This is a genomic window from Bradyrhizobium canariense, from assembly GCF_019402665.1.
In the GTDB taxonomy this organism is placed as follows: Bacteria; Pseudomonadota; Alphaproteobacteria; order Rhizobiales; family Xanthobacteraceae; genus Bradyrhizobium; species Bradyrhizobium canariense.
In genome coordinates this window covers 78,396-100,296 of record NZ_VSST01000015.1, presented here as the reverse complement: position 1 = coordinate 100,296, position 21,901 = coordinate 78,396, and the positions used below count along the sequence as shown (strand labels likewise).

Here is a 21,901-nt window from a genome sequence, read left to right as displayed (position 1 = left end):
CCCTCACGACGGAAAGTCAGCCGGTCTGACCTGGATGCGGTCGGCATGCAAGGACCAGTGGTGCAGTGCCTGGTCCTCGCAAAACCTCGCCTTCGCCCGCTCTCTGGCTTCGTTCTCGTCGGAAGCGTCGATCTCGAGCGTGCCCTGGCACACCTCGATCTGCCGGCCGTACTGGCCGAGCACGTCCTTCATGAACCTGACCACATAAGTTGACATGGGACCTCCTGCCTGCCCCGGCGGCGCTCACTCTAATCCCATTTAGCCGGATTGCGGGAGGGAGATTTTGATGCGGATCAAGGTCGGGGCGCGGTTCCCGCCCGCCGACAGTCGTCGGCTCAATCCGTCAACCACCCTCGCCCTGCCTAGGGGCCTGCGGAAGGCGCGCGCGACACGAGCGCCCGCGCCGACATCACGTCGTGATGTCGAGTAGCGACTCTGTCGTTTCTGAATAGGCCTGAATGACCTTCGCATTGGCAATGAAGCTGTACTTCGCGGTCGCCAGTTGAACGAATTCGCTGGCGAGATCGACATTCGGCGCGGCGACCAGGCCGTCCTGGTTTGCGAAGGGGGCGCTTGGGTCGGATTGTGCGGTAAAGCTCGGCGAAACCGCCGACACGGTCGTGAACGTACCGCCCGGCGTCGAGCCGCTCGATTGGTCGACCTGATCGACTCGCAACGGCACATACGCCGCGGGAAACGTCGGACTAATGCTCGAACTGACCGCACTGGCCGATGTGCTCGATCCGCCTGACGCAGGTAGCGGGCCTGTCGTGCGAATGTTGGCGATATTGCTCGCGGCCACGTTCACACGCAAACTCGCCGCGGAAAGTCCGGATGTCGCAATCGAAAATATGCTCATGAACCCTGATATACAGGACAAGTCATACGTGTTCACTCACGCCATCAGTAAAATCCGCCGCTTTCTGTTTTCATCCTCGTAACCAGCGATCGGAGCACGATCAGACTTCGCGCGCCCTACGCCGGCATCACACCAAACGCCTGCTTGAACCGCTCGGCATAGCGCGGCCAGACCTCGGGATTGATGATGCGCGGCGGGCGCTTACCGTCGAGCGTCTGCAGCACCTGCTCGGCGGCGATGCGGCCCATGTTCTGGCGCGCCTCGATCGTGACGCCGGCCGTATGCGGGCTCGCCAGCACGTTGTCGAGCTGGAGCAGCGGATGCTCCGGCGGCGGCGGCTCCTTCGACCAGACGTCGAGACCGGCGCCCGCAATGCGCTTGTCACGCAACGCCTGGAGCAGCGCATCCTCATCGTGGATGAAGCCACGCGCCGTGGTGATAAAGTACGCATGCGGCTGCATCAACCCAAACTCGCGCACGCTGATCATATTGCGGCTGCCCTTGTCGAGCGGACAGGAGATCGAGACGAAGTCGGCGCGGCGCAAGAGCTCGTCGAGCTCGACCTTCTCGCCGCCCCGCTCGGCCATCATTTCGGCCGTCAGGTACGGATCGTAGGCCAGCACCTTCATGCCGAACAGGCCCTTGCACAGCGCGGCGATGCGGCGACCGACATTGCCGAGGCCGATGATGCCGACGGTCTTGTGCTCGATCTCGTTGCCGACGAGTTCGTTGCGGTTGACGTTGGACTCCCTGCGGAGCTTGCGGTCGGACTGGATGATGCGCTTGGACAGCGTCAGCATCATCGCCAGCGCATGCTCGGCGACGGAATGGGCGTTGCCGCCGGACTGGTTGACGACCAGCACGCCGGCATCGGTGCAGGCCTCGACGTCAACAGGATCGAATCCAGCGCCGTTGCTGGAGACGAGCAGCAGGTTCGGCGCGCGCTTCAGGAAGGCAGCATCGACATGGAAATGCGGGGCCAGTTCGTCACGGGCGGCGCCGATCTGGTAGACATGAGCCGCTTCGATGATCGGCGCGAAATATTCCTCGGGGCTCTCGTTCTCGATGCGATCGAGCCGGACGTCGGGCCGCGCCTTCAGAATGTCGATATAGATCGGATTGGCCAGATATTTAACGTAGAAGACGCGCTTGCTGTTGACGGACATCAGGACCCTTCCGGCTTTCTCCAGGAGATCCGCAGGGCCAGCGCGGCGCGCGATCCTTTCATACGTTCCTCCGTTCTCTTGTTATTGCCGCTTATGACACGGCGGCACCGGCCGCGGCAGGCCGTCTGGCGCAGATCACGGTGCAGCCCGGACATGTTGACAATCCCGCTGCCTGCGTCAAGTTCGGCAGACCGCCGCGACGGCCAAGACGATGGCCACGACAAAGGCAAAAAACCAAGAAGCATGCGCGGCCGAAGGGAGAACGCAATGCCGATTGCGGAGCAACAGACCTCGTCCGAGGCGGCGCAGACCTCCAGCGACAAGAGCTGGCACGGCATCGTCCTGCAAACGCTGAAGCGGAACGAGATCAGCCTCGTCCCTTACGTGCCCGACCGCGTGCTGACGCCGCTGATCAAGAACCTGCACGCCGATCCGTTCTTCACCACCTTTGCCACCGCCCGCGAGGAGGAGGCCGTCGGCATCGTCTCGGGCGCCTGGATGGGCGGACGACGGGGCGCGGTGTTGATGCAGACCTCGGGGTTTGCGACGCTCGCCAACGTGCTGGCCTCGCTTGCGGTGCCCTACCAGATTCCGCTGATCATGTTCGTGTCTGAGCGCGGCACGCTCGGCGAATTCAATTACGGCCAGTCACTGGTCTGCCGCACCATGCGTCCGGTGCTGGATTCGCTGGCGCTGGAGCATCACACCATCACCCGGCTCGACGAGCTCGAATTCATTGCCGACCGTTCGATCAAGCAGGCCATCACGACGCAGGCGCCAGTCGCGCTGATCCTCAATCCGCTGCTCACGGGCGGCAAGGTGTTCGACAAGTGAGGACGGCCAAATGAAGACAGACGCGCGCAACACCAAAGTGATGAACCGCTTCGACGTCACCTCGCGCCTGATCGCGAAACTCGAGCACGAGGAAGCCGTGATCGGCGGCATCGGCAACACCAATTTCGACCTCTGGGCCGCCGGCCACCGTCCGCAGAATTTCTACATGCTCGGCAGCATGGGCCTCGCCTTCCCGATCGCGCTGGGCGTGGCGCTGGCGCAACCGGACCGGCGCGTCTTTGCGCTCGAAGGCGATGGTTCGCTCCTGATGCAGCTCGGCGCGCTCTCGACGATCGCGGCGTTGAAGCCGAAAAATCTCGTCATGATCGTGATGGACAACGGCATCTACCAGATCACCGGCGCGCAGCCGACACCGGCCGCGAACGTAGCTGACATCGTCGCCATCGCGACCGGCTCCGGGCTTGCCAACAGCGCCTGGGCCGCGGACGAGGAGGATTTCGAGCGTCTGGTTGAGGAAGCCATGTCGGCTGGCGAGCCCAGCCTGATCGGCGTTCGTATCGATGACAAGCCCGGCGTCGGCGCCACCCGACGCGATCCCGTACAAATCCGGGAACGCTTCATGCACGGCCTGGGCGTGCGCGAGCCGCTTTAACGTTTCGTCATTAACTACACGGCGATCTGATCCCGGCGCCTCGGCAAGCTGCTGCAATCCGTGCTAAGCGGTGCGGATGTCCATTTTGGTTCGCTCCTCTGCCTGGCTGCTTGCCGCCGCCGTCGCCTTTGCAACCCTCGGTCCGCCCGGCCTGCGGCCCCATTCCGACCTGGGCCAGGACGGCGAGCATGCCCTTGCCTTCGTCCTGGTGGGACTAGCCTTCGGCTTCGCCTATCCGCGCCGCCGCCTGTCGGCGACAGCCATCGCCGTGGTGCTGATCGGCCTGCTCGAACTGATGCAATTCTGGGCACCGGGACGACATCCGCGGCTGGAGGACTTTCTGGTCGATGCCGGCACCACCTGCATCGGCTTCGCGCTGGCGGCCATCGCCGATTGGGCCATGACGCGGTTTCGCGCAAATTCGGTCCTCTCGAGTCAAGGCCCCGCGGAGTGACGCTCCGCAGGGCCCGTCTCTTCAAAGCTCACGCTCTGATCGATCAGTCGATGATCTTGACGACGCGGCGCGTGCGCGGCTCCACGATCACGCGGCGATCGTTCACGACCGCATAGCGATATTCGGTGTAGTTCGGCACGGGCCGCAGCACCACGGTCGGCGGCAGCGGCTCGCCGACCACGACGCGCTCGTGGACCACGACCGAATCATCACGCGGAATTCCGCCGAGGATCGCATTCGGGATTTCCAGACCAGCGCCGACCGCCGCCCCGACGGTACCACCGACCATCGCTCCGACCGGGCCGCCGATGTCGCCGCCCGCGCGTGCGCCGTTCCTGGCGCCCTCTTCGGTCGTCGACTGAGCAAAGGCCGCACTCGACGCCAGCAGCGACGCGGCAGCCAACGAAATCGCAAGACGGGTTTTCATGTGCTTATGTCTCCAGTGATTGTTGTGCGCCTTCAACCGCGGGGCCGGATCATTGTTCCGGTTCCCCGCCCGATCTAGACGGCACCAAAACCGGAGACTGTTACCCGGTAACAGTTCAGGCCGCCGCGATCTCGTGGCCCGCCATCAGTTCCAGCGCGCGCACCATCGCCGAGTGATCCCAGCCCTTGCCGCCATGCGCGGCGCAGGACGAGAATAGTTGCTGCGCCACTGCCGTGCTCGGCAGCGACAGGCCGAGCGCGCGGGCGCCTTCAAGCGCGAGGTTGAGATCCTTCTGGTGCAGCTCGATGCGGAAGCCGGGATCGAAATTGCGCTTCACCATGCGCTCGCCATGCACTTCGAGAATCCGGGACGACGCAAAGCCGCCCATCAGGGCCTGCCGCACCAGCGCCGGATCCGCACCGGCTTTCGACGCGAACAGTAGCGCTTCGCTGACCGCCTCGATCGTCAACGCGACGATGATCTGGTTGGCGACCTTCGTCGTCTGGCCGTCGCCATTGGCGCCGACGCGGGTGACGTTCTTTCCCATCCGGTCGAAGATCGGCTTCATGGTGTTGAAGGCGCGCTCGGGGCCACCGACCATGATGGTGAGGCTTGCCGCCTTGGCACCGACCTCCCCGCCTGACACCGGTGCATCGAGATAATCCGCGCCGAGCGCCTCGATCTTCTTCGCAAATTCCTTGGTCGCCAGCGGCGAGATCGAGCTCATGTCGACCACGATCTTGCCCTTGGAAACGCCGCCCGCGACGCCGTCCTTGCCGAACAGCACGGCCTCCACATGCGGGGTATCCGGCACCATGATGATGACCGCATCCGCCTCCTCCGCGACCTCCTTGCTTGACTTGCAGTCAACGCCGCCGGCCGCGATCAGCTCGGGTGCGACCGGCCCGACATCGTGCAGGAGAACGCGATGGCCTGCGGCCAGAAGATGACCGGCCATCGGCCGTCCCATGGTGCCAAGTCCGATAAAGCCGATGTCGATCATGTCTACGGTTTCCTCAGGTCTCGAAAGTCTGCGCGGCGTGCCAGGACAGGCCTTCCAGCGTCGTAGTGCGCGGCTTGTATTCGCAACCGATCCAGCCGCGATAGCCGATCGCGTCGAGATGGCGGAACAGGAAGGGAAAGTTGATCTCGCCGGTGCCGGGCTCGTGACGACCTGGATTGTCGGCGAGCTGGATGTGCGCGATCTGCGGCAGATATTCCTGCATGGTACGGGCGAGATCGCCCTCCATGATCTGCATGTGATAGATGTCGTATTGGACAAACAGATTGTTTGAGCGCACCTCGGAGACCAGCTGCACGGCCTGCTCGGTGCCGTTGAGGAAGAAGCCGGGAATGTCGAGCGTGTTGATCGGCTCGACCAGAAGCTTGATGTTCTCGCGCGCCAGGGTCGAAGCTGCAAACCGCAGATTCCCGACCAGCGTTTCGTTGAGCTCACGCGGGTCGGCATCGACAGGCGCGATGCCGACGAGACAGTTGAGCTGCTCGCAATCGAGTGCCTTGGCATAGTCGATGGCGCGAAACACGCCGTCCCGGAACTCGCTGACACGATCCGGCAAGATCGCGATGCCGCGCTCGCCTGCCGCCCAATTGCCGGCCGGCAGATTGTGCAGCACCTGCGTCAGCCCATGGCGGTCGAGCTGCTCGCGCAAAAGCGCCTTGTCGAAATCATAGGGGAAGAGGTACTCGACCCCGGAAAAGCCCGCCGCTTTGGCCGCGGCGAAGCGGTCCACGAACGGCATTTCGTTGAAGAGCATGGTGAGGTTGGCGGCGAATTTCGGCATGATGCTGTTCCCTATTCCGCCGGCTGCAGCACGCCGGGCCGCGCGGTCGCGACGTCGTCGAGCGGCAGATCCAGCACCTCCTCGAATTCGACGATGTTGTCGATCTCGGTGCCCATCGCGATGTTGGTGACACGTTCGAGGATGAACTCGACCATCACGGGCACGCGATGCTTGGCCATCAATTCGCGCGCGGTCGCGAACGCCGCCTGCGAGTCTTTCGGGTCGGTGACGCGGATCGCCTTGCAGCCGAGGCCTTCGGCGACCGCAACATGGTCGACGCCATAGCCGCCGAGCTCGGGCGCGTTGATGTTCTCAAAGGAGAGCTGGACGTGATAGTCCATGTCGAAGCCACGCTGGGCCTGGCGGATCAGGCCGAGATAGGAGTTGTTCACGACGACGTGGATGTAGGGCAGATTGAATTGCGCCCCGACCGCGAGCTCTTCGATCAGGAACTGGAAGTCGTAGTCGCCGGAGAGCGCGACGATGTCGCGATCCGGACACGCCGCGCGCACGCCGAGCGCCGCGGGCAGCGTCCAGCCGAGCGGCCCGGCCTGCCCGGCATTGATCCAGTTGCGCGGCTTGTATACCCCCAGAAACTGCGCCCCGGCAATCTGCGACAGGCCAATCACGGAGACGTAGCAGGTGTCACGGCCAAAGGCCTTGGTCATCTCCTCGTAGACGCGCTGCGGCTTGATCGGAACGTTGTCGAAATGGCTCTTGCGCAACATCGTTTTCTTGCGGTCGCGGCAGGAAGCGGGCCACGCCTGGCGCTCGCGCAACCTGCCTGACCGGCGCCACTCCCTGGCGACGGTGACGAAAAGCTCAAGGGCGGCCTTGGCATCCGAGACGATGCCGAGGTCGGGGTTGAACACGCGCCCGATCTGGGTCGGCTCGATGTCGACATGCACGAAGGTGCGGCCCTTGGTGTAGGTCTCGACCGAGCCGGTGTGGCGGTTGGCCCAGCGGTTGCCGATGCCCAGCACGAAATCGGATTCGAGCATGGTGGCATTGCCGTAACGGTGGCTGGTCTGAAGACCGACCATGCCGGCCATCAGCACGTGGTCATCGGGGATGGCCCCCCACCCCATCAGCGTCGGCACGACCGGCACGTTGGCGATCTCGGCGAATTCCACCAGCAAATCCGAGGCGTCGGCATTGATCACGCCGCCGCCCGCGACGATCAGCGGCCGTTCGGCCGCGTTGAGCATCTCCAGCGCCTTCTCCACCTGCTTGCGCGTCGCGGTGGGCTTGTAGACCGGCAGCGGCTCATAGGTCTCGTCGTCGAACTCGATCTCGGCGAGCTGCACGTCGAGCGGCATATCGATCAGGACCGGGCCAGGCCTTCCCGAGCGCATGATGTGAAAGGCCTGGCTGAACACGCGAGGCACCAGCCCGGGTTCGCGCACGGTCACCGCCCATTTGGTCACGGGCTTTGCGATCGATTCGATGTCGACGGCCTGGAAATCCTCCTTGTAGAGCCGCGCCCGCGGCGCCTGGCCGGTGATGCAGAGGATCGGGATGGAATCGGCGATCGCCGAATAGAGCCCGGTGATCATGTCGGTGCCCGCCGGCCCCGAGGTTCCGATGCAGACGCCGATATTGCCCGCCTTGGCCCGCGTATAACCCTCGGCCATGTGCGAGGCCCCCTCGACATGGCGCGCCAGGATATGGCGGATCGAGCCGCGCTTCTTCAGCGCCGAGTAAAGCGGATTGATCGCGGCCCCGGGAACGCCGAAGGCAGTCGAGATGCCTTCCTTCTCCAGAATTCGCACGGCAGCATCGATGGCTCGCATCTTCGCCATATCGGACCTCGCTTGAGTTGCATTGGCTCGAGCGAGATCATCGGGCCCGCGAGGGCTTCACTCAACGAGATCGATTTTATTTTCCACGATGCGGCAGCCGCGAAAAAATCGCGGCGGCTTCAGTCGGTTAGGTCGAGACTCGCGTGAAAGCGCTCACTCGAACAGCGGCGCCAGCTCCATCTGCGGCACCAGCACGAGGCCCTTGTCGGTGATGCGAATTTCCGGAATGACCGATAGAGGAATCAAATTGAAGCCCATGTAGGGGATGGTGCAGCCGGCTTCCGCCCATTCTTTCTTCAGCACCTTGACCTCTTCCGCCACTTCGGTAACGCGCTTGTCGGACAGCAGACCGGCGATCGGCAGCGGCACCAGCGCCCTCACCTTGCCCTCGGCGACGAGGCAGACGGCGCCCTGTTGCTCCTTGATGGCGGCCACCGCGACCTGCATGTCGGCCTCGTTGGTACCGGCAACGATGATGTTGTGGCTGTCGTGCCCGACGCTGGAGGCGACCGCGCCGCGCTTCAGGCCAAAGTCCTTCAAGAGGCCATAGGCGACATTGCCGGCCGATTTGCCGTGGCGCTCGACCACCGTGACGAAGCACAGGCTGTAGCGCGCGAACAATTCCGGCCAATCCTTGGCCGGCTCGATCTCGATCTTCTCATGGATCAGCGTGATGCCGGGCAACGCGGTCTTGATGGCGTTGACGGTGCAGGCCTTCGCCGGCAGCTCCGGCGTCAGCTTCAGCTTCTCCGGCAGCTTCACAGTCGCGTAGGCCGCCTTCGGGTATTGATATCGCTGCGACAATGCCTGATCGAGCCGCGGCGTGATCTTGCGGTTCTCGACCACCAGCTCGCCGCCATACCAAGTGCATTGCGGCTTCAGATTGTCGTCCATCAGCACCAGATCGGCGCGGCGCCCCCCGCCGAGCCCGCCGATATCGCTGTCCATGTTGAAGCGCGTCGCGCCATGCAGCGAGCCCATCGACCAGGCCTGCTCGGGCGACATTCCCGCCTTCACCGCCTCCCGCACCACCCAGTCGAGACCGAACAGCAGGAGATCATCGGCGTCGCGATCGTCGGTGCAAGCGGCCGTGCGCTTGTGCGAAGCGCCGAGCTCGGTGATAGTGCGGATCGCCTGCGGCAGCGAGTGCCACGGTGTGGTCGGCGGTCCCCCGCGCAGGAAGACCCAGACCCCGGCATCGAGCAAATCGTCGGCGATGTCGCGGTCGATCGCCTCATGGGTGTCCGTGACGCCGGATGCCGCATAGGCCGCAACGAAGTCGCGGCCATAGACATGGCCGGACACCGGCCGCCCGCGCTTCAGGGCGGCGGCGAGGATGGCGTGGCTTCGCTCATCGCCCATGGTGACGGGCACAAAATCCATCTTCTCGCCGAGCCCGACAGCTTCCGGCCAGCGGTCGAACAGGCCGGCGATCTTGTCCGGCGTGAGGTCGCCGCCCGCGGTCTCCAGTGCGGCCGAAGTGGCAGGGACCGTAGAAGGCACCGTCAGGAAGATCGAAAGCGGCGCCTCGCGCGCGTCCTCCAGCATCGCCTCGACGCCGGCGACGTCCATGACGTTGCCGATCTCGTGGCTGTCGCAGAAGATCGTGGTGGTGCCGTTGAGCAGGGCGGCCTCGGCATAGGCGCAGGCCGTCACCATCGAGGATTCAATGTGGATGTGCGGATCAACCAGGCCCGGCGCGATAATGCCGCCCGCGGCATCGTAGGTCGTGACGCCGCTCCAGGCCTTCTTGGCTATTCCAGCCGGCTTCACCGCCGCGATGCGGCCGCCGGTGATCCAGACCTCACGTCCCTGATGGATGCGCTCCGAATAGGTCGAAAGCACCCGCGCGCCGGTGACGACGAGATCCGGCGCGACCCGCGCCGAGGCCACATCGGCGAGACGCCGGGTCATCGAATGCAACGGTGCGACGGCGAAGCGGGTAAGTCTGGTCATCGGGACCCTCGCGTGGCGTTACGGTCCCGCGATGGTTACGCCCTGCGCCAGACCGGGCAAGCGCAAATATAACGGCACGCCCTGCTTACGCTTTAGGCGGCGAAGCGCCTGCCGCCCCTGACCTCGCGGGCCTGCGCGAGTTCCGTCGTCTCGGGGCCGCTGCGGCAGTGGGCTTGACCCGAATCCGCATTGACCTCCCGTTCTGCTCGTCGATCTCGAAGGAATTGGTCTTGCGCACGAGGTCGCTCAGCTTGCGGAAGCCGAACGTTCTCGGATCGAAATCGGACGCGAGATTGGCAAGTTGGCGGCCGACTTCCCCGAGCGTGACCCAGCCGTCCTCGCTCTCCATCTGGGTGATGACCTTCTTGATGATGGGGGTCGCCGCATCAAGCGGCTGAAGCGACGTGGATCTTGCGGCGGCCTCCTGGGTGTTCGCCGGGGCGGCCAGCAGGTTCTCCGTGTAGACGAACCTGCGGCAGGCTTGCCGAAAACTTTCCGGCGTTTTGTGCTCGCCGAACCCGAAGACATCGACACCCTGCTCCCGGATGCGGGCAGCGAGACGGGTAAAGTCGCTGTCTGAAGACACCAGGCAGAAGCCATCGAACCGGCCGCTGTGAAGTAGGTCCATGGCGTCGATGACCAGGGTGATGTCGGACGCATTTTTCCCGGTCGTATAGGCAAACTGCTGCTGCGGGATGATGGCGTGCTTCGACAGGATATCGGCCCAGCCCCTGGATCGTGCATTGGAGAAGTCGCCATAGATGCGGCGAACGCTGGCCTCGCCGATCTTGGCAATCTCCTCGAACAGTCCATCGGCAATCTTTGCCGAAGCGTTGTCGGCATCGATCAGGACAGCGAGACGGGGCGAACGGAGCTCTGACGGCATGACTTTTCCTAAAAAGGAGGCGACAACGGTGCGTGGATATACCGATGTCGGGGCAGCTGCCGCCAGAGCTGATTTCTTCAACGGGCCACGACGGACCGCGAACCGGGGTCAGGCTGGCTTCGCGACCGGGGTCACACCCCCGAGCGCGGCCGTCAGTTCCGCCGCAACCTCGCGCACCACACGGCCGATCTCCGGCAGCCGCGCATCGGTGACCCTGCTGGTCAAGCCGGAAACGGAGATCGCCGCCAACGGCTCGGCAAGCGCGTTGTAGACCACGGCGGCAACGCAGCGCAGGCCGATCTCGGCTTCCTCGTCGTCGATCGCAAAACCCTGCTTGCGGATGGTCGCGAGCTCCTTGAACAGGTCGCTTGGTCGCACGATCGATTTCTCGGTCAGGCGTGGCATGCCGTGATGGCGGATGACGGCACCGACGTCCTCGTCGGAATAGGTCGCGAGCACCGCCTTGCCGACGCCCGACGTTACCATCGGAACGCGGCCGCCGACCTTGGTCAGCGAACGCATGATTTCACGGCTCTCCATGCGGGTCAGCACGATGATGAACTCGTCGTCGACCACGGCGAGATTGGCGGTCTCGCGGGTGAGATCACGCAGCTTGCGCAAATAGGGAATAGCCTGGGCGCTGAAATTGCGCCGCCGGGCAAAGCTCGCGCCCACCGTGAAGCTGCGCACGCCGACATGCCATTTGGATTCGGCGCGGTCGAACTGCACGAAGCGGCGGCTTTCCAGCGTCGCCAGCAGGCGGTGTACGGTCGAGGCCGAGAGCCCGGTGCGAACGGCGAGATCGCTGAGGCGATAGCCTTCGTCGTCTTCGGACAATGTTTCGAGAATCGACAGCGCGCGATCAACGGATTGCACGCCGCCGTCGCGCGCGTCGTGGTCAGGCTCCGATGACGATCGGGGCTCGATCGATTTGCGTCGGATCACGTTCTTGCTCATCGCGACCTGCATTGCCAATCAGACAAGACGCGAGCCGCCTGCCCTCCCTCGCCCCGTTCTAACGGGGAGAGGGTCGGGGTGAGGGGCTATCTCCGCGAATACGGTGAGAGACGGACTTGTGGAGAGTGCCCCTCACCCGGAATTTGCTGTGCAAATTCCGGCCTCTCCCCGCAGGCGGGGAGAGGCGAAGGCAGCCTCAGAGCAGCCCTGCTCCGCGCGCCCATTTGTACTTGGCGCCGAGGACTTCGACCGGCAGCTCGGTCGAATACGCATAGGCCGGGATGCCGTTCTGGTAGAGATATTCGGCGGCCTCCTCGACCTCGACGTCGCCGGCGAGCGAGGCGACGATCGGCTTCACGAAGCCCTTGGCCTCCATCTCCTTCTTCACCTCGACCATGTTGCGGGCGAACACCATCGGCGGCGTGACGATGGTGTGCCAGTAGCCGAGGATCAGCGAGTGGATGCGCTCATCCGTCAGGCCGAGCTTCACCGTGTTGACGTAGGTGATCGGCGGCTCGCCTCCGGTGATGTCCACGGGATTTCCGGCCGCGCCAAACGGCGGGATGAACTTGCGGAAGGCAGCATCGAGATCTGCCGGCATCGACATCAGCGAGAGGCCGTTGTCGACGCAGGAGTCCGACAGCAGCACGCCCGAGCCGCCGGCGCCGGTGATGATCAGCACGTTCTCGCCCTTCGGCGTCGGCAGCACCGGCACGCCGCGCGCGAATTCGAGCAGCTGCCGCAGCGAACGGGCGCGGATCACGCCGGACTGCGCGAGGACGTCCTCGTAGATCTTGTCGTTGCCGGCGAGCGCGCCGGTGTGCGACGAGGCCGCCTTCGCGCCGGCCGAGGTGCGGCCGGCCTTGAGCACGATGACCGGTTTTTTCCTGGAGACGCGCTTTGCCGCTTCCGCAAAGGCGCGGCCGTCCTTGAGGTCTTCGCAGTGCTGCGCGATCAGGTTGGTGTTCGGATCCTGCTCGAAGAAGGCGAGCAGATCGTCCTCGTCGATATCGGACTTGTTGCCGAGGCCGACGATCGCGGACACGCCCATCTTGGCCGAACGCGAGAAGCCGATGATGGCCATGCCGATGCCGCCCGACTGCGAGGACAGCGCCGCGTGGCCCTTGACGTCATAGGCGGTGCAGAAGGTCGCGCAGAGATTGGCAGGCGTATAATAGAAGCCGTAGATGTTCGGGCCCATCAGGCGGATGTCGTACTTCTTGCCGACTTCGACGATCTCGGCCTGCAGCTCCGGCGCGCCGGCTTCCGCGAAACCGGACGGGATCAAGACCGCGCCGGGAATTTTCTTCTCGCCGCATTCGGTGAGCGCCGCGGCGACGAACTTCGCGGGAATGGCGAACACTGCGGTGTCGATCACGCCGGGCACGTCCTTGACGCTCTTATAGGCCTTGTAGCCGAGGATCTCGGCGGCCTTGGGATGAATCGGGTAGATGTCGCCCTTGTAGCCGCCGTTGATGAGGTTCTTCATCACGGAATTGCCGATCTTGCCGTCTTCGGCCGAAGCGCCGACCACGGCAACCGCCTTCGGCTGCATGATGCGGCTCATGGCCGCGACGATCTCTTCGGTCGGGCGCGGCTTCGGCTTGGGCATGTAAGCGAAGTCGACGACGATGCGGACGTCGGCCGCGATCGCGTCCTTGGCCGTCGCGAACACCGGGTTGAGATCGAGCTCGACGATCTCGGGGAAATCGGTGACGAGCTGCGAGACCTTGACGATGACATCCGCAAGCGCGGTGCGGTTCACCGGCTCGCCGCCGCGAACGCCCTTCAAAATCTCATGCGCCTGGATGCCGTCGAGCATCGACAGCGCGTCTTGTTTGGTCGCGGGCGCGAGGCGGAAGGTGATGTCCTTCAGGACTTCGACCAGCACGCCGCCGAGGCCGAAGGCAACCAGCTTGCCGAACGAGGCATCGGTGATCGACCCGACGATCACTTCGGTGCCGCCGGCCAGCATCTGCTGCACCTGGACGCCCTCGATCTTGGCGTCGGACTTGTACTTCCTGGCGTTGGACAGGATCGTCTCGTAGGCCTTCTCGGCGTCTTCGGCCGTCTTGAGGCCGACGATGACGCCGCCGGCTTCGGTCTTGTGGAGAATGTCCGGCGAGACGATCTTCATCACCACCGGAAAGCCCATCGAGGCGGCCATTTTGCCGGCCTCGCCGGCCGATTTCGCCACACCCTCCTTCGGCACTGGAATGCCGTAGGCGTCGCAGACCAGCTTGCCTTCCGGCGCGGTCAGGCTGGTGCGCTTGTCCGCCTTGACCTGGTCAAGCACCTTGCGGACGGCATCTTTGGAATTGGACATGTGGCTCTCCCTTGACCTTGGTTCTTGCGTTCTCAAAGCGCGCGCGTGTTGCGGCTGCCCGTGATGCTTTCCATTCGCCGCGCTCTGTTCCATGTCGCGGAACGGAGTGGCATAAAGCCGAGATTACTCCGCCGGCTTGGATCAAAAATGGCTGGCGATGGCATTTGGTATGCCAGAAGCCATCTTGTCAAGCTGCAGCGCACCTTAGAACGCTGCAAAAAATAGGCAGCTTGACATTCTGGTATTTGGTATGCCAAAAACTTTCCCGTTAATAATCCTGTAAAAGGCGACTCCCACTGGAGGAGATTCGTCGTGTCACTGCGGAAACCAACCAAGGCGTTGCCGAACATGGCCGAGGCAGATATCGCAATCGTTCGTATTGCCCCGGAGTCGAGCTTCAAGAACAAGGCGTATGACGCCTTGAAGGAAGCCATCCTCAAGATGGACATCTACTCGACACCCGAGCCGGTGATGCTCGACGAGCGGGCGTTGTCCGAGCGCCTGGGTGTGAGCCGCACGCCGATCCGCGAAGCCATCGCGATGCTCGAGCAGGACGGCTTCGTGAAGACGGTCCCGCGCCGCGGCATCATGGTGGTGCGGAGGACCAAGAGCGAGATCGTCGACATGATCCGCGCCTGGGCGGCGCTGGAGAGCATGGCGGCCCGCCTCATCACCGCCACAGCGCGAAAGAAAGACATCACGGCGCTGCGCGACTACTTCAAGGATTTTGGTAAAGACCGCCTGCCCGAGGATCACGTCGAGGAATATTCGCGCGCCAACATCGCCTTCCACCAGGCGCTGATCTCGCTGTCGGAATCACCGGTGCTGGTCGATCTCACCAACGACTTGCTGCTGCACGTGCGTGGCTATCGGCAATTGACCATCGGACGCAAGGACCGTACCGCGACGTCGCTCCCCGAGCATCTCGGCATGATCGAAGCCTTGGAGGCGCGCGATACCGAGCTCGCCGAGAAGCGCGCCCGCGATCACACCCTTGGCCTTGCCGCTTACGTCGAAGCGCATGGTCAGGAACTCTTCTAGCCAGCAACGTTCACCAGAAGGGCGAGGCATCGCCCCTAAAGCCTGAAACGGCATCTTGAGACCAGGGAGACAAGGCCCATGCTGAATACCGCGACCAAGTCCGAAGCACCGGGCACCGAGCAGGAATTGACGGATGGCTTTCATCTCGTCATCGACGCGCTCAAGCTGAACGGCATCAACACCATCTACAATGTGCCGGGCATCCCGATCACGGATTTGGGCCGCATGGCCCAGGCGGCCGGTATTCGCATGATCTCGTTCCGCCACGAGCAGAACGCCGGCTATGCGGCGGGCATCGCCGGCTACCTCACCAAGAAGCCCGGCATCTGCCTCACCGTCTCCGCTCCCGGCTTCCTCAACGGTCTCACCGCGCTCGCGCACGCCACCACCAACTGCTACCCGATGATCCTGATCTCAGGCTCCTCCGAGCGCGAGATCGTCGACCTCCAGCAGGGCGACTACGAAGAAATGGACCAGCTGGCGATCGCCAAGCCGCTGTGCAAGGCAGCCTATCGCGTGCTGCACGCCCAGGACATCGGCATCGGTCTTGCCCGTGCCATCCGTGCCGCCGTCTCCGGCCGTCCGGGCGGCGTCTATCTCGACCTGCCGGCAAAGCTGTTCGGCCAGGTGATGAACGCCGATGCCGGCCGGAAGTCGCTGGTCAAGGTGATCGACGCGGCTCCCGCGCAGATCCCCTCGCCCGCTTCGATCAAGCGCGCGCTTGATGTTTTGAAGGGCGCAAAACGTCCGCTCATCATCCTCGGCAAGGGCGCGGCCTACGCGCAGGCCGACGAGGAGATCAAGACCTTCGTCGAGAAGAGCGGCATTCCCTTCCTGCCGATGAGCATGGCCAAGGGCCTCCTCTCCGACACGCATCCGCAGTGCGCAGGCGCCGCCCGTTCGACGGTGCTGAAGGAATCCGACGTCGTGCTGCTGATCGGCGCCCGACTGAACTGGCTGCTCTCGCACGGTAAGGGCAAGAACTGGGGCGAAGCGCCCAAGAAGTTCATCCAGGTCGACATCGAACCGCGCGAGATGGACTCCAACGTCGAGATCGTCGCGCCCGTCGTCGGCGACATCGGCTCGGTCGTTTCCGCCTTCAACCAGGCGATGGCGTCGGGCTGGACCGCGCCGCCGGTCGAATGGACCAAGGCGATTTCGACCAAGCGCGAAGAGAACGTCGCCAAGATGGCGCCGAAGCTCATGAACAACAAATCGCCGATGGACTATCACGGCGCGCTCGGCGTGCTGAAGAACGTCATCAAGGATCATCCCGAGGCGATCCTCGTCAACGAGGGCGCCAACACGCTCGACCTCGCCCGCGGCGTCATCGACATGTATCGCCCACGCAAGCGTCTCGACGTCGGCACCTGGGGCGTGATGGGCATCGGCATGGGCCAGGCGATCGCGGCTACGCTCGAGACCGGCCATCCCGTGCTCGCGGTGGAAGGCGACTCGGCCTTCGGCTTCTCCGGCATGGAAGTGGAGACCATCTGCCGCTACAATTTGCCGATCTGCGTCGTCATCTTCAACAATGACGGCATCTATCGCGGCACCGACGTCAACGGCGCCAATGCCGATCCGGCGACGACGGTGTTCGTCAAGGGCGCCCGCTACGACAAGATGATGGAAGCCTTCGGCGGTGTCGGCGTCAACGCCACCTCACCGGACGAGCTCAAGCGCGCCGTCAACGAAGCCATGGCCTCGGGCAAGCCGACGCTCATCAACGCCGTGATCGATCCGGCCGCCGGTTCCGAGAGCGGCCGCATCGGCAACCTCAATCCGCAGAGCGTTCTGCAGAAGAAGAAGTAACCAGCCGCCGGGTCATTCCCCGCGCAGGCGGGGAATCCAGTAATCGCCAGATCATCCTTGAGGCGAGCACTGAGGCCCAACTGAACCTTCAGCGAATAATGGATGCCCGCCTTCGCGGGCATGACGGAAACAGAAGAGAAACAGGAGCAACACGATGACAAAAGCGCTCGAGGGCGTTCGCATTCTCGACTTCACCCACGTCCAGTCCGGGCCGACCTGCACGCAGTTGCTCGCTTGGTTCGGCGCCGACGTGATCAAGGTAGAGCGCCCGGGCGTGGGTGACATCACCCGCGGCCAGCTGCAGGACATCCCGAACGTGGACAGCCTGTATTTCACCATGCTCAACCACAACAAGCGCTCGATCACGCTCGACACCAAGAACCCCAAGGGCAAGGAAGTCCTCACCGAGCTCATCAAGAAGTGCGACGTGCTGGTCGAGAACTTCGGCCCCGGCGTGCTCGACCGAATGGGCTTCCCCTGGGAGAAGATCCAGGCGATCAACCCGAAGATGATCGTCGCCTCGATCAAGGGCTTTGGCCCCGGACCGTACGAAGACTGCAAGGTTTATGAGAACGTCGCACAGTGCACCGGCGGCGCCGCCTCCACCACCGGCTTCCGCGACGGCCTGCCGCTGGTCACCGGCGCGCAGATCGGCGACAGCGGCACCGGTCTGCATCTGGCGCTCGGCATCGTCACCGCACTCTATCACCGCACCCATTCCGGCAAGGGCCAGAAGGTGACGGCTGCGATGCAAGACGGCGTGCTCAACCTCGCGCGCGTCAAGCTGCGCGACCAGCAGCGCCTCGCCCACGGCCCGCTCAAGGAATACAGCCAGTTCGGCGAAGGCATTCCGTTCGGCGATGCCGTGCCGCGTGCCGGCAACGATTCCGGCGGCGGCCAGCCCGGCCGCATCCTGAAGTGCAAGGGCTGGGAGACCGATCCCAACGCCTACATCTACTTCATCACCCAGGCCCCGGTCTGGGAGAAGATCTGCGACGTGATCGGTGAGCCCTCCTGGAAGACCGATCCGAACTACGCCAAGCCGGCCGTCCGCCTGCCGCGCCTGAACGAGATCTTCGGCCGCATCGAACAGTGGACGATGACGAAGACGAAGTTCGAGGCGATGGAAATCCTCAACAAGGACGACATCCCCTGCGGCCCGATCCTGTCGATGAAGGAGATCGCCGAGGACCAGTCGCTGCGCGCGACCGGCACCGTGGTTGAGGTCGACCACCCCACCCGCGGCAAGTACATCTCGGTCGGCAACCCGATCAAGCTGTCGGACTCCCCCAGCGATGTGGAGCGCTCCCCGCTGCTCGGCGAGCACACCGACGAGATCCTGCGCACCGTGCTTGGCTTCTCGGACCATCAGGTCGCCGATATCCACAAGTCCGGCGCGCTCGATCCGCCGCAAAAGCAGGCCGCCGAGTAAGCGGGCTCATCTCACGACGCGAAAGGCCGCCGGCTTCGGCGGCCTTTTTGTTGACGCCGAAGGGGCTGCATCGCACGATCGGCACGCTTGCCGCGCCGCGAAGGCTGGATTAAAGATTGGTTCGCGAGGAACAGACGCGGCGGCCGGCCGTTGCTCCCTCGACCGGCGTGCTCCCGGGAATGAGAGCATGCCCGGAAATGCCAGCATGCCATCTCCACAGCGAGTGCAGCACGCCTCGCAAAGACCCTGCCCCACGCTGAAGAACTGGTCGCCTTCGCTTCCGAGGATGGCAAGTCGGCCTTTCAGTTCGGGCACGGGTGGCGTCGCGTCCGGCACTCGCCAGGACCACGCTCTTTGATCAAATTGAGGGCTTAAATGTCGAAAGATCAATCCTCTGATCGCGCCAAGCGTGAAGCCAACAAGGCGTTCAAGCCTGCGACAACGCAGAAGCCGATCAATGATTATGCGAAGGACCAGAACTCCTTCAACGAAAATCGCGAACGGCTGAAAGCGGAGCGATTGGCCCGCGAAGCGAAGCCGGGAAGCCGTTCCGAATAAGCGCGGACGGTACCAGGCTCCGACGGCGAATTCCGCTGAAGCGGGGGCGCCGAAATCCGCCTGATCTACAGCATCGAGAGCACGACGATTCCGTCTTCAACTGCCCCGGAAGCGAGCTGCGCCCGCGCCATGCGCTCTAACTCGGTCCGGTTCTTGCGAAGATAACTGAAAGCCTGCTTCTGCGTCAGGAACGTCGTCGCAAGACGGCACATCTGTCGTCCTGCGCCAAGCGCGAGAAAGAAGGTGATGGTGCCACCGCCATCCGACTTGATTCTAGGCACGATCCGCACTCTTTGGCATGTGATCGGCCCTCTCCGAATTGTCGTTGGCGCAATGGAAGGCAGCTATGGCGTCACCTTCTTCTTGCGCTTCGTCGGAGTGGCCGCGGGCAACGATGCCTGAAGGGCGGCGTCTGCCGCTTCCTTGGCTTCGCGCAGCTCTCGAAGCCGCGCCATGTTCTTGCGAACATCGACGGCTTGCTTTCCAACATCCACCATCGCCCGAGCGCCTTCCTCAGCGGCCAAACGCTGACGGTTAGTACGCGCGATGCTTTCGGGTGACGGTTCGGCCGGTCTCTTGGCGCTCATTATTCACCCTGCTCTGCAACGGACAAAAACCCGCTCAATCCTGGGATCGAGCGGGTGGCATGGCCGTTTCAGTACATCCGTGAAACGGCACCAAGGCTTTAGGCCAGCGAGAGATTCTCAGCGCTGACCTTGCCCCGCATCTTGTCGGTCTTGAGCTCGAAGTTGACCTTTTGGCCTTCAGCGAGACCTGCAAGACCAGCCCGCTCGACCGCGCTGATGTGAACGAACACATCGTTGCCGCCGTCGTTCGGCTGAATGAATCCAAAACCCTTCTGGCCGTTAAACCACTTCACAGTACCTGTCGTCATTTTCTTCTCCAAAGCGCATACGCGCAGGTTCCGCGTGATCGTCACGCAGAACAAATTCTATTCGTCGATGTCTATGGAAAAGGAGCCCGCGGGCGCATTCAACAAGGCACAGCGGCTGAACGAACAGCCTCAACGTATACCTCATCCTCACCATTTGCAAGGCTTGACCGAATTTAACGCCTCGGGAGCCCGGCTAGGGACATGACGCCACGCTGCCGAGCACTCATCGTTCGGCGCCAGCTGCTCTGGGAGGGCTGCCGAGCGCCACATGCGTCGGCTCCGCCGCACGGAGACCAGATCGCGCCCGATGAAGCTTTCGTAGCGGCTCTGATTTTCTCGGCGACGATCTGCAACCCAACCCGATCACGGTTTGCAATATCCGAATTCAGAGTATTTTGGGGGCGCTCGACGCGTTCTCCAATTCAGAACGCATGTATCGCAATAATGCATTTTTACAAAACGAGGGGGTAATCTAGGCTTGATCGATGCCAAGCCGTACGGCGCGCAATGGAGCGCGACGACGGAGGGACCGATACCGACCGATGCGGCTATTTTTTACTCAGACGTCGCCATACGCCCGCAAGGTAAGAGTCGCCATTCATGAGCTCGGATTGAGGCTTGCCGACTGGTTTGAACGCGCGCGCGTTCGCTCATCCATGATCGCGATACGGCCATGCTGAGTTTCGAGCCCGGAACGGTCTTCAGCAGCCGCCACCTCGCCGATATTTTCAGCACCGCCCCGATGCGCACCATGTTCGGTGAGCGCAATTCGCTTGAGTCCATGCTTCTGGTCGAGGTCGCGCTGGCGAAGGTTCAAGCGCAGCTCGGTGTGATTCCTGCCGAGGCTGCTGCTGCGATCGCCTCCGCTGCACGTGCTGAACTACTCGACCTCGACGAATTGGCGGCGGGAACTTTGCGCGCTGGTTTGCCGGTCGTGAATCTGGTCGAGCAGTTGATCCGACTCACCGGCAACCCCCATGGCGAATTCGTCCATTGGGGCGCCACGAGTCAGGACATCATGGACACCGCGCTCGTGGTGCAGATCCGCGACGCGCTCGAGCTCATCCACCGCGATCTGGAGCGCCTGATATCGACGCTTGCGGATCTGGCGCGTACCCACCGCGATACGCCCATGGTCGGCAGGACGAAACTTCAACACGCGATTCCGATCACCTTCGGATTCAAGGTTTCCGTCTGGCTGTCGGGCCTGCTGCGCCACAGGCAACGTCTCGCCGAACTCAAACCAAGAGTCCTCCAGGTCCAGTTCGGCGGTGCGGTCGGCACTTTCGCATCACTCGGCGACAATGGCGACAGCGTCCGCGCTGCGTTGGCCAGCGAACTCGAACTCGGCGAACCTCTGGTGGCATGGCACGCCGCGCGCGATAGTTTGGCCGAGACGGTTTGCCTGCTTGGGCTGATCTCCGCGACCTTGAGCAAGATCGCGACCGATGTCGTGTTGATGGCGCAGACTGAGGTCGGCGAAGTGCTGGAGCCAGGCGGCCAGGGCCACGGCGCCTCCAGCACCATGCCGCACAAGCGCAACCCAATCATCTGTGAGCAGATTCTCAGCACCGGACTGTCGTTGCGCCGGCTCGCGAGCGCCATGCTCGACGCTTCGGTCCACGACCATGAACGGGCGACGGGACCGTGGCAGGCCGAATGGTCGCTGCTGCCGGAAGCATTCGTACTGGTCTCCCGGGCCTTGGACAACGCTGTTCGCCTCTGCGGCGGACTGGTCGTCAGACCCGATGCGATGCAGGCCAATCTCGGGCGGACACAGGGTCTCATCGCCGCCGAGGCCGTCATGATGGCGCTGGCTCCACACGTCGGGCGCCATCATGCGCACGAGATGGTGAGCGCGGCATGCACGCACGCGATCGCTTCGGGCCTGACATTGGCCCAGAGCCTTTCGCGCGATCCGGCCGTGACGGCCCACATCGCCCTGCATGAGATCGAGGCGGCTGCGGACCCGGCTCGATACATCGGCCTGTCCGCCCGTGAGGTCGATCGTGTCCTCGCGGCCTGTGCCGATCGACCGGCCAGTGCTGCGCAAGACGACGCCCCTGATGCGGAGTGAGGCC

22 protein-coding genes are annotated in these 21,901 nt (G+C 63.5%); 8 read left to right on the top strand and 14 right to left on the bottom strand.

Annotation, left to right across the window (positions count from 1 at the left end; all coding sequences use genetic code 11):
• Positions 1 to 3: 3 nt before the first annotated feature.
• The 3 genes from FXB41_RS07285 to FXB41_RS07275 form a co-directional block, all read right to left on the bottom strand.
• Entirely contained in the window at positions 4 to 216 is a 213-nt protein-coding gene (locus FXB41_RS07285) for a hypothetical protein (RefSeq protein WP_007593289.1), read from the bottom strand.
• Between the two features lie 193 nt (positions 217 to 409).
• A complete protein-coding gene (locus tag FXB41_RS07280; RefSeq protein WP_007593291.1) occupies positions 410 to 859 on the bottom strand; it encodes a flagellar basal body rod protein FlgC in 450 nt (149 codons plus the stop codon).
• Between the two features lie 116 nt (positions 860 to 975).
• Positions 976 to 2,025 carry a hydroxyacid dehydrogenase gene (locus tag FXB41_RS07275; protein WP_007593292.1) on the bottom strand — a complete coding sequence of 350 codons (1,050 nt, stop codon included), beginning with the start codon at positions 2,023 to 2,025 and terminating at the stop codon, positions 976 to 978.
• 267 nt (positions 2,026 to 2,292) lie between these two features.
• Between FXB41_RS07275 and FXB41_RS07270 the strand changes: the two genes are divergently transcribed.
• From FXB41_RS07270 to FXB41_RS07260, 3 genes are all read left to right on the top strand, one after another.
• The gene (locus FXB41_RS07270) at positions 2,293 to 2,859 is read left to right on the top strand and encodes a thiamine pyrophosphate-binding protein (RefSeq protein WP_007593293.1); all 567 of its coding nucleotides are present in this window, start codon (positions 2,293 to 2,295) and stop codon (positions 2,857 to 2,859) included.
• Positions 2,860 to 2,869: 10 nt separating this feature from the next.
• Positions 2,870 to 3,472, top strand: a complete 603-nt coding sequence (locus tag FXB41_RS07265) for a thiamine pyrophosphate-dependent enzyme (protein ID WP_219680924.1) — start codon at positions 2,870 to 2,872, stop codon at positions 3,470 to 3,472.
• A gap of 76 nt (positions 3,473 to 3,548) precedes the next feature.
• On the top strand, positions 3,549 to 3,926 hold the full coding sequence (locus FXB41_RS07260) for a VanZ family protein (protein ID WP_219680921.1): 378 nt from the start codon (positions 3,549 to 3,551) through the stop codon (positions 3,924 to 3,926).
• Between the two features lie 43 nt (positions 3,927 to 3,969).
• On the opposite strand, the gene FXB41_RS07255 is transcribed toward FXB41_RS07260, so the two are convergent.
• The 8 genes from FXB41_RS07255 to FXB41_RS07220 form a co-directional block, all read right to left on the bottom strand.
• Complete coding sequence (locus FXB41_RS07255) at positions 3,970 to 4,353, bottom strand: DUF1236 domain-containing protein (protein WP_007593296.1); 384 nt, start codon at positions 4,351 to 4,353, stop codon at positions 3,970 to 3,972.
• A gap of 115 nt (positions 4,354 to 4,468) precedes the next feature.
• Complete coding sequence (locus FXB41_RS07250; protein WP_219680918.1) at positions 4,469 to 5,356, bottom strand: 2-hydroxy-3-oxopropionate reductase; 888 nt, start codon at positions 5,354 to 5,356, stop codon at positions 4,469 to 4,471.
• A gap of 13 nt (positions 5,357 to 5,369) precedes the next feature.
• Positions 5,370 to 6,155, bottom strand: coding sequence for a hydroxypyruvate isomerase (gene hyi / locus FXB41_RS07245; RefSeq protein WP_007593299.1), 786 nt, complete (start codon positions 6,153 to 6,155; stop codon positions 5,370 to 5,372).
• Between the two features lie 11 nt (positions 6,156 to 6,166).
• A complete protein-coding gene (gene gcl / locus FXB41_RS07240; protein ID WP_007593300.1) occupies positions 6,167 to 7,957 on the bottom strand; it encodes a glyoxylate carboligase in 1,791 nt (596 codons plus the stop codon).
• Positions 7,958 to 8,110: 153 nt separating this feature from the next.
• Positions 8,111 to 9,913, bottom strand: coding sequence for an adenine deaminase (locus tag FXB41_RS07235; protein WP_219680914.1), 1,803 nt, complete (start codon positions 9,911 to 9,913; stop codon positions 8,111 to 8,113).
• A gap of 85 nt (positions 9,914 to 9,998) precedes the next feature.
• Positions 9,999 to 10,799, bottom strand: coding sequence for an NYN domain-containing protein (locus FXB41_RS07230; RefSeq protein ID WP_219680910.1), 801 nt, complete (start codon positions 10,797 to 10,799; stop codon positions 9,999 to 10,001).
• 108 nt (positions 10,800 to 10,907) lie between these two features.
• Complete coding sequence (locus FXB41_RS07225; RefSeq protein WP_007593306.1) at positions 10,908 to 11,756, bottom strand: IclR family transcriptional regulator; 849 nt, start codon at positions 11,754 to 11,756, stop codon at positions 10,908 to 10,910.
• Positions 11,757 to 11,952: 196 nt separating this feature from the next.
• Positions 11,953 to 14,082, bottom strand: coding sequence for an acetate--CoA ligase family protein (locus FXB41_RS07220; protein WP_219680907.1), 2,130 nt, complete (start codon positions 14,080 to 14,082; stop codon positions 11,953 to 11,955).
• 348 nt (positions 14,083 to 14,430) lie between these two features.
• On the opposite strand from FXB41_RS07220, the gene FXB41_RS07215 reads away from it, so the two are divergent.
• The 4 genes from FXB41_RS07215 (at position 14,431) to FXB41_RS07200 (ending at position 18,925) form a co-directional block, all read left to right on the top strand.
• The gene (locus FXB41_RS07215) at positions 14,431 to 15,123 is read left to right on the top strand and encodes a GntR family transcriptional regulator (RefSeq protein ID WP_197031202.1); all 693 of its coding nucleotides are present in this window, start codon (positions 14,431 to 14,433) and stop codon (positions 15,121 to 15,123) included.
• Positions 15,124 to 15,201: 78 nt separating this feature from the next.
• Positions 15,202 to 16,935, top strand: coding sequence for an oxalyl-CoA decarboxylase (oxc, locus tag FXB41_RS07210; protein ID WP_219680904.1), 1,734 nt, complete (start codon positions 15,202 to 15,204; stop codon positions 16,933 to 16,935).
• A 154-nt stretch (positions 16,936 to 17,089) separates the two neighbouring features.
• A complete protein-coding gene (gene frc, locus FXB41_RS07205; RefSeq protein WP_007593311.1) occupies positions 17,090 to 18,367 on the top strand; it encodes a formyl-CoA transferase in 1,278 nt (425 codons plus the stop codon).
• A gap of 375 nt (positions 18,368 to 18,742) precedes the next feature.
• Positions 18,743 to 18,925, top strand: a complete 183-nt coding sequence (locus FXB41_RS07200) for a hypothetical protein (protein ID WP_007593314.1) — start codon at positions 18,743 to 18,745, stop codon at positions 18,923 to 18,925.
• Between the two features lie 65 nt (positions 18,926 to 18,990).
• On the opposite strand, the gene FXB41_RS07195 is transcribed toward FXB41_RS07200, so the two are convergent.
• From FXB41_RS07195 to FXB41_RS07185, 3 genes are all read right to left on the bottom strand, one after another.
• The gene (locus FXB41_RS07195; protein ID WP_007593316.1) at positions 18,991 to 19,215 is read right to left on the bottom strand and encodes a hypothetical protein; all 225 of its coding nucleotides are present in this window, start codon (positions 19,213 to 19,215) and stop codon (positions 18,991 to 18,993) included.
• Positions 19,216 to 19,269: 54 nt separating this feature from the next.
• Entirely contained in the window at positions 19,270 to 19,512 is a 243-nt protein-coding gene (locus FXB41_RS07190) for a hypothetical protein (protein ID WP_007593322.1), read from the bottom strand.
• A 98-nt stretch (positions 19,513 to 19,610) separates the two neighbouring features.
• Positions 19,611 to 19,820 carry a cold-shock protein gene (locus FXB41_RS07185; RefSeq protein ID WP_007593324.1) on the bottom strand — a complete coding sequence of 70 codons (210 nt, stop codon included), beginning with the start codon at positions 19,818 to 19,820 and terminating at the stop codon, positions 19,611 to 19,613.
• 673 nt (positions 19,821 to 20,493) lie between these two features.
• Here FXB41_RS07185 and pcaB point away from each other — a divergent pair.
• Complete coding sequence (gene pcaB / locus FXB41_RS07180; RefSeq protein WP_219680901.1) at positions 20,494 to 21,897, top strand: 3-carboxy-cis,cis-muconate cycloisomerase; 1,404 nt, start codon at positions 20,494 to 20,496, stop codon at positions 21,895 to 21,897.
• The last annotated feature ends 4 nt before the right edge of the window (positions 21,898 to 21,901 follow it).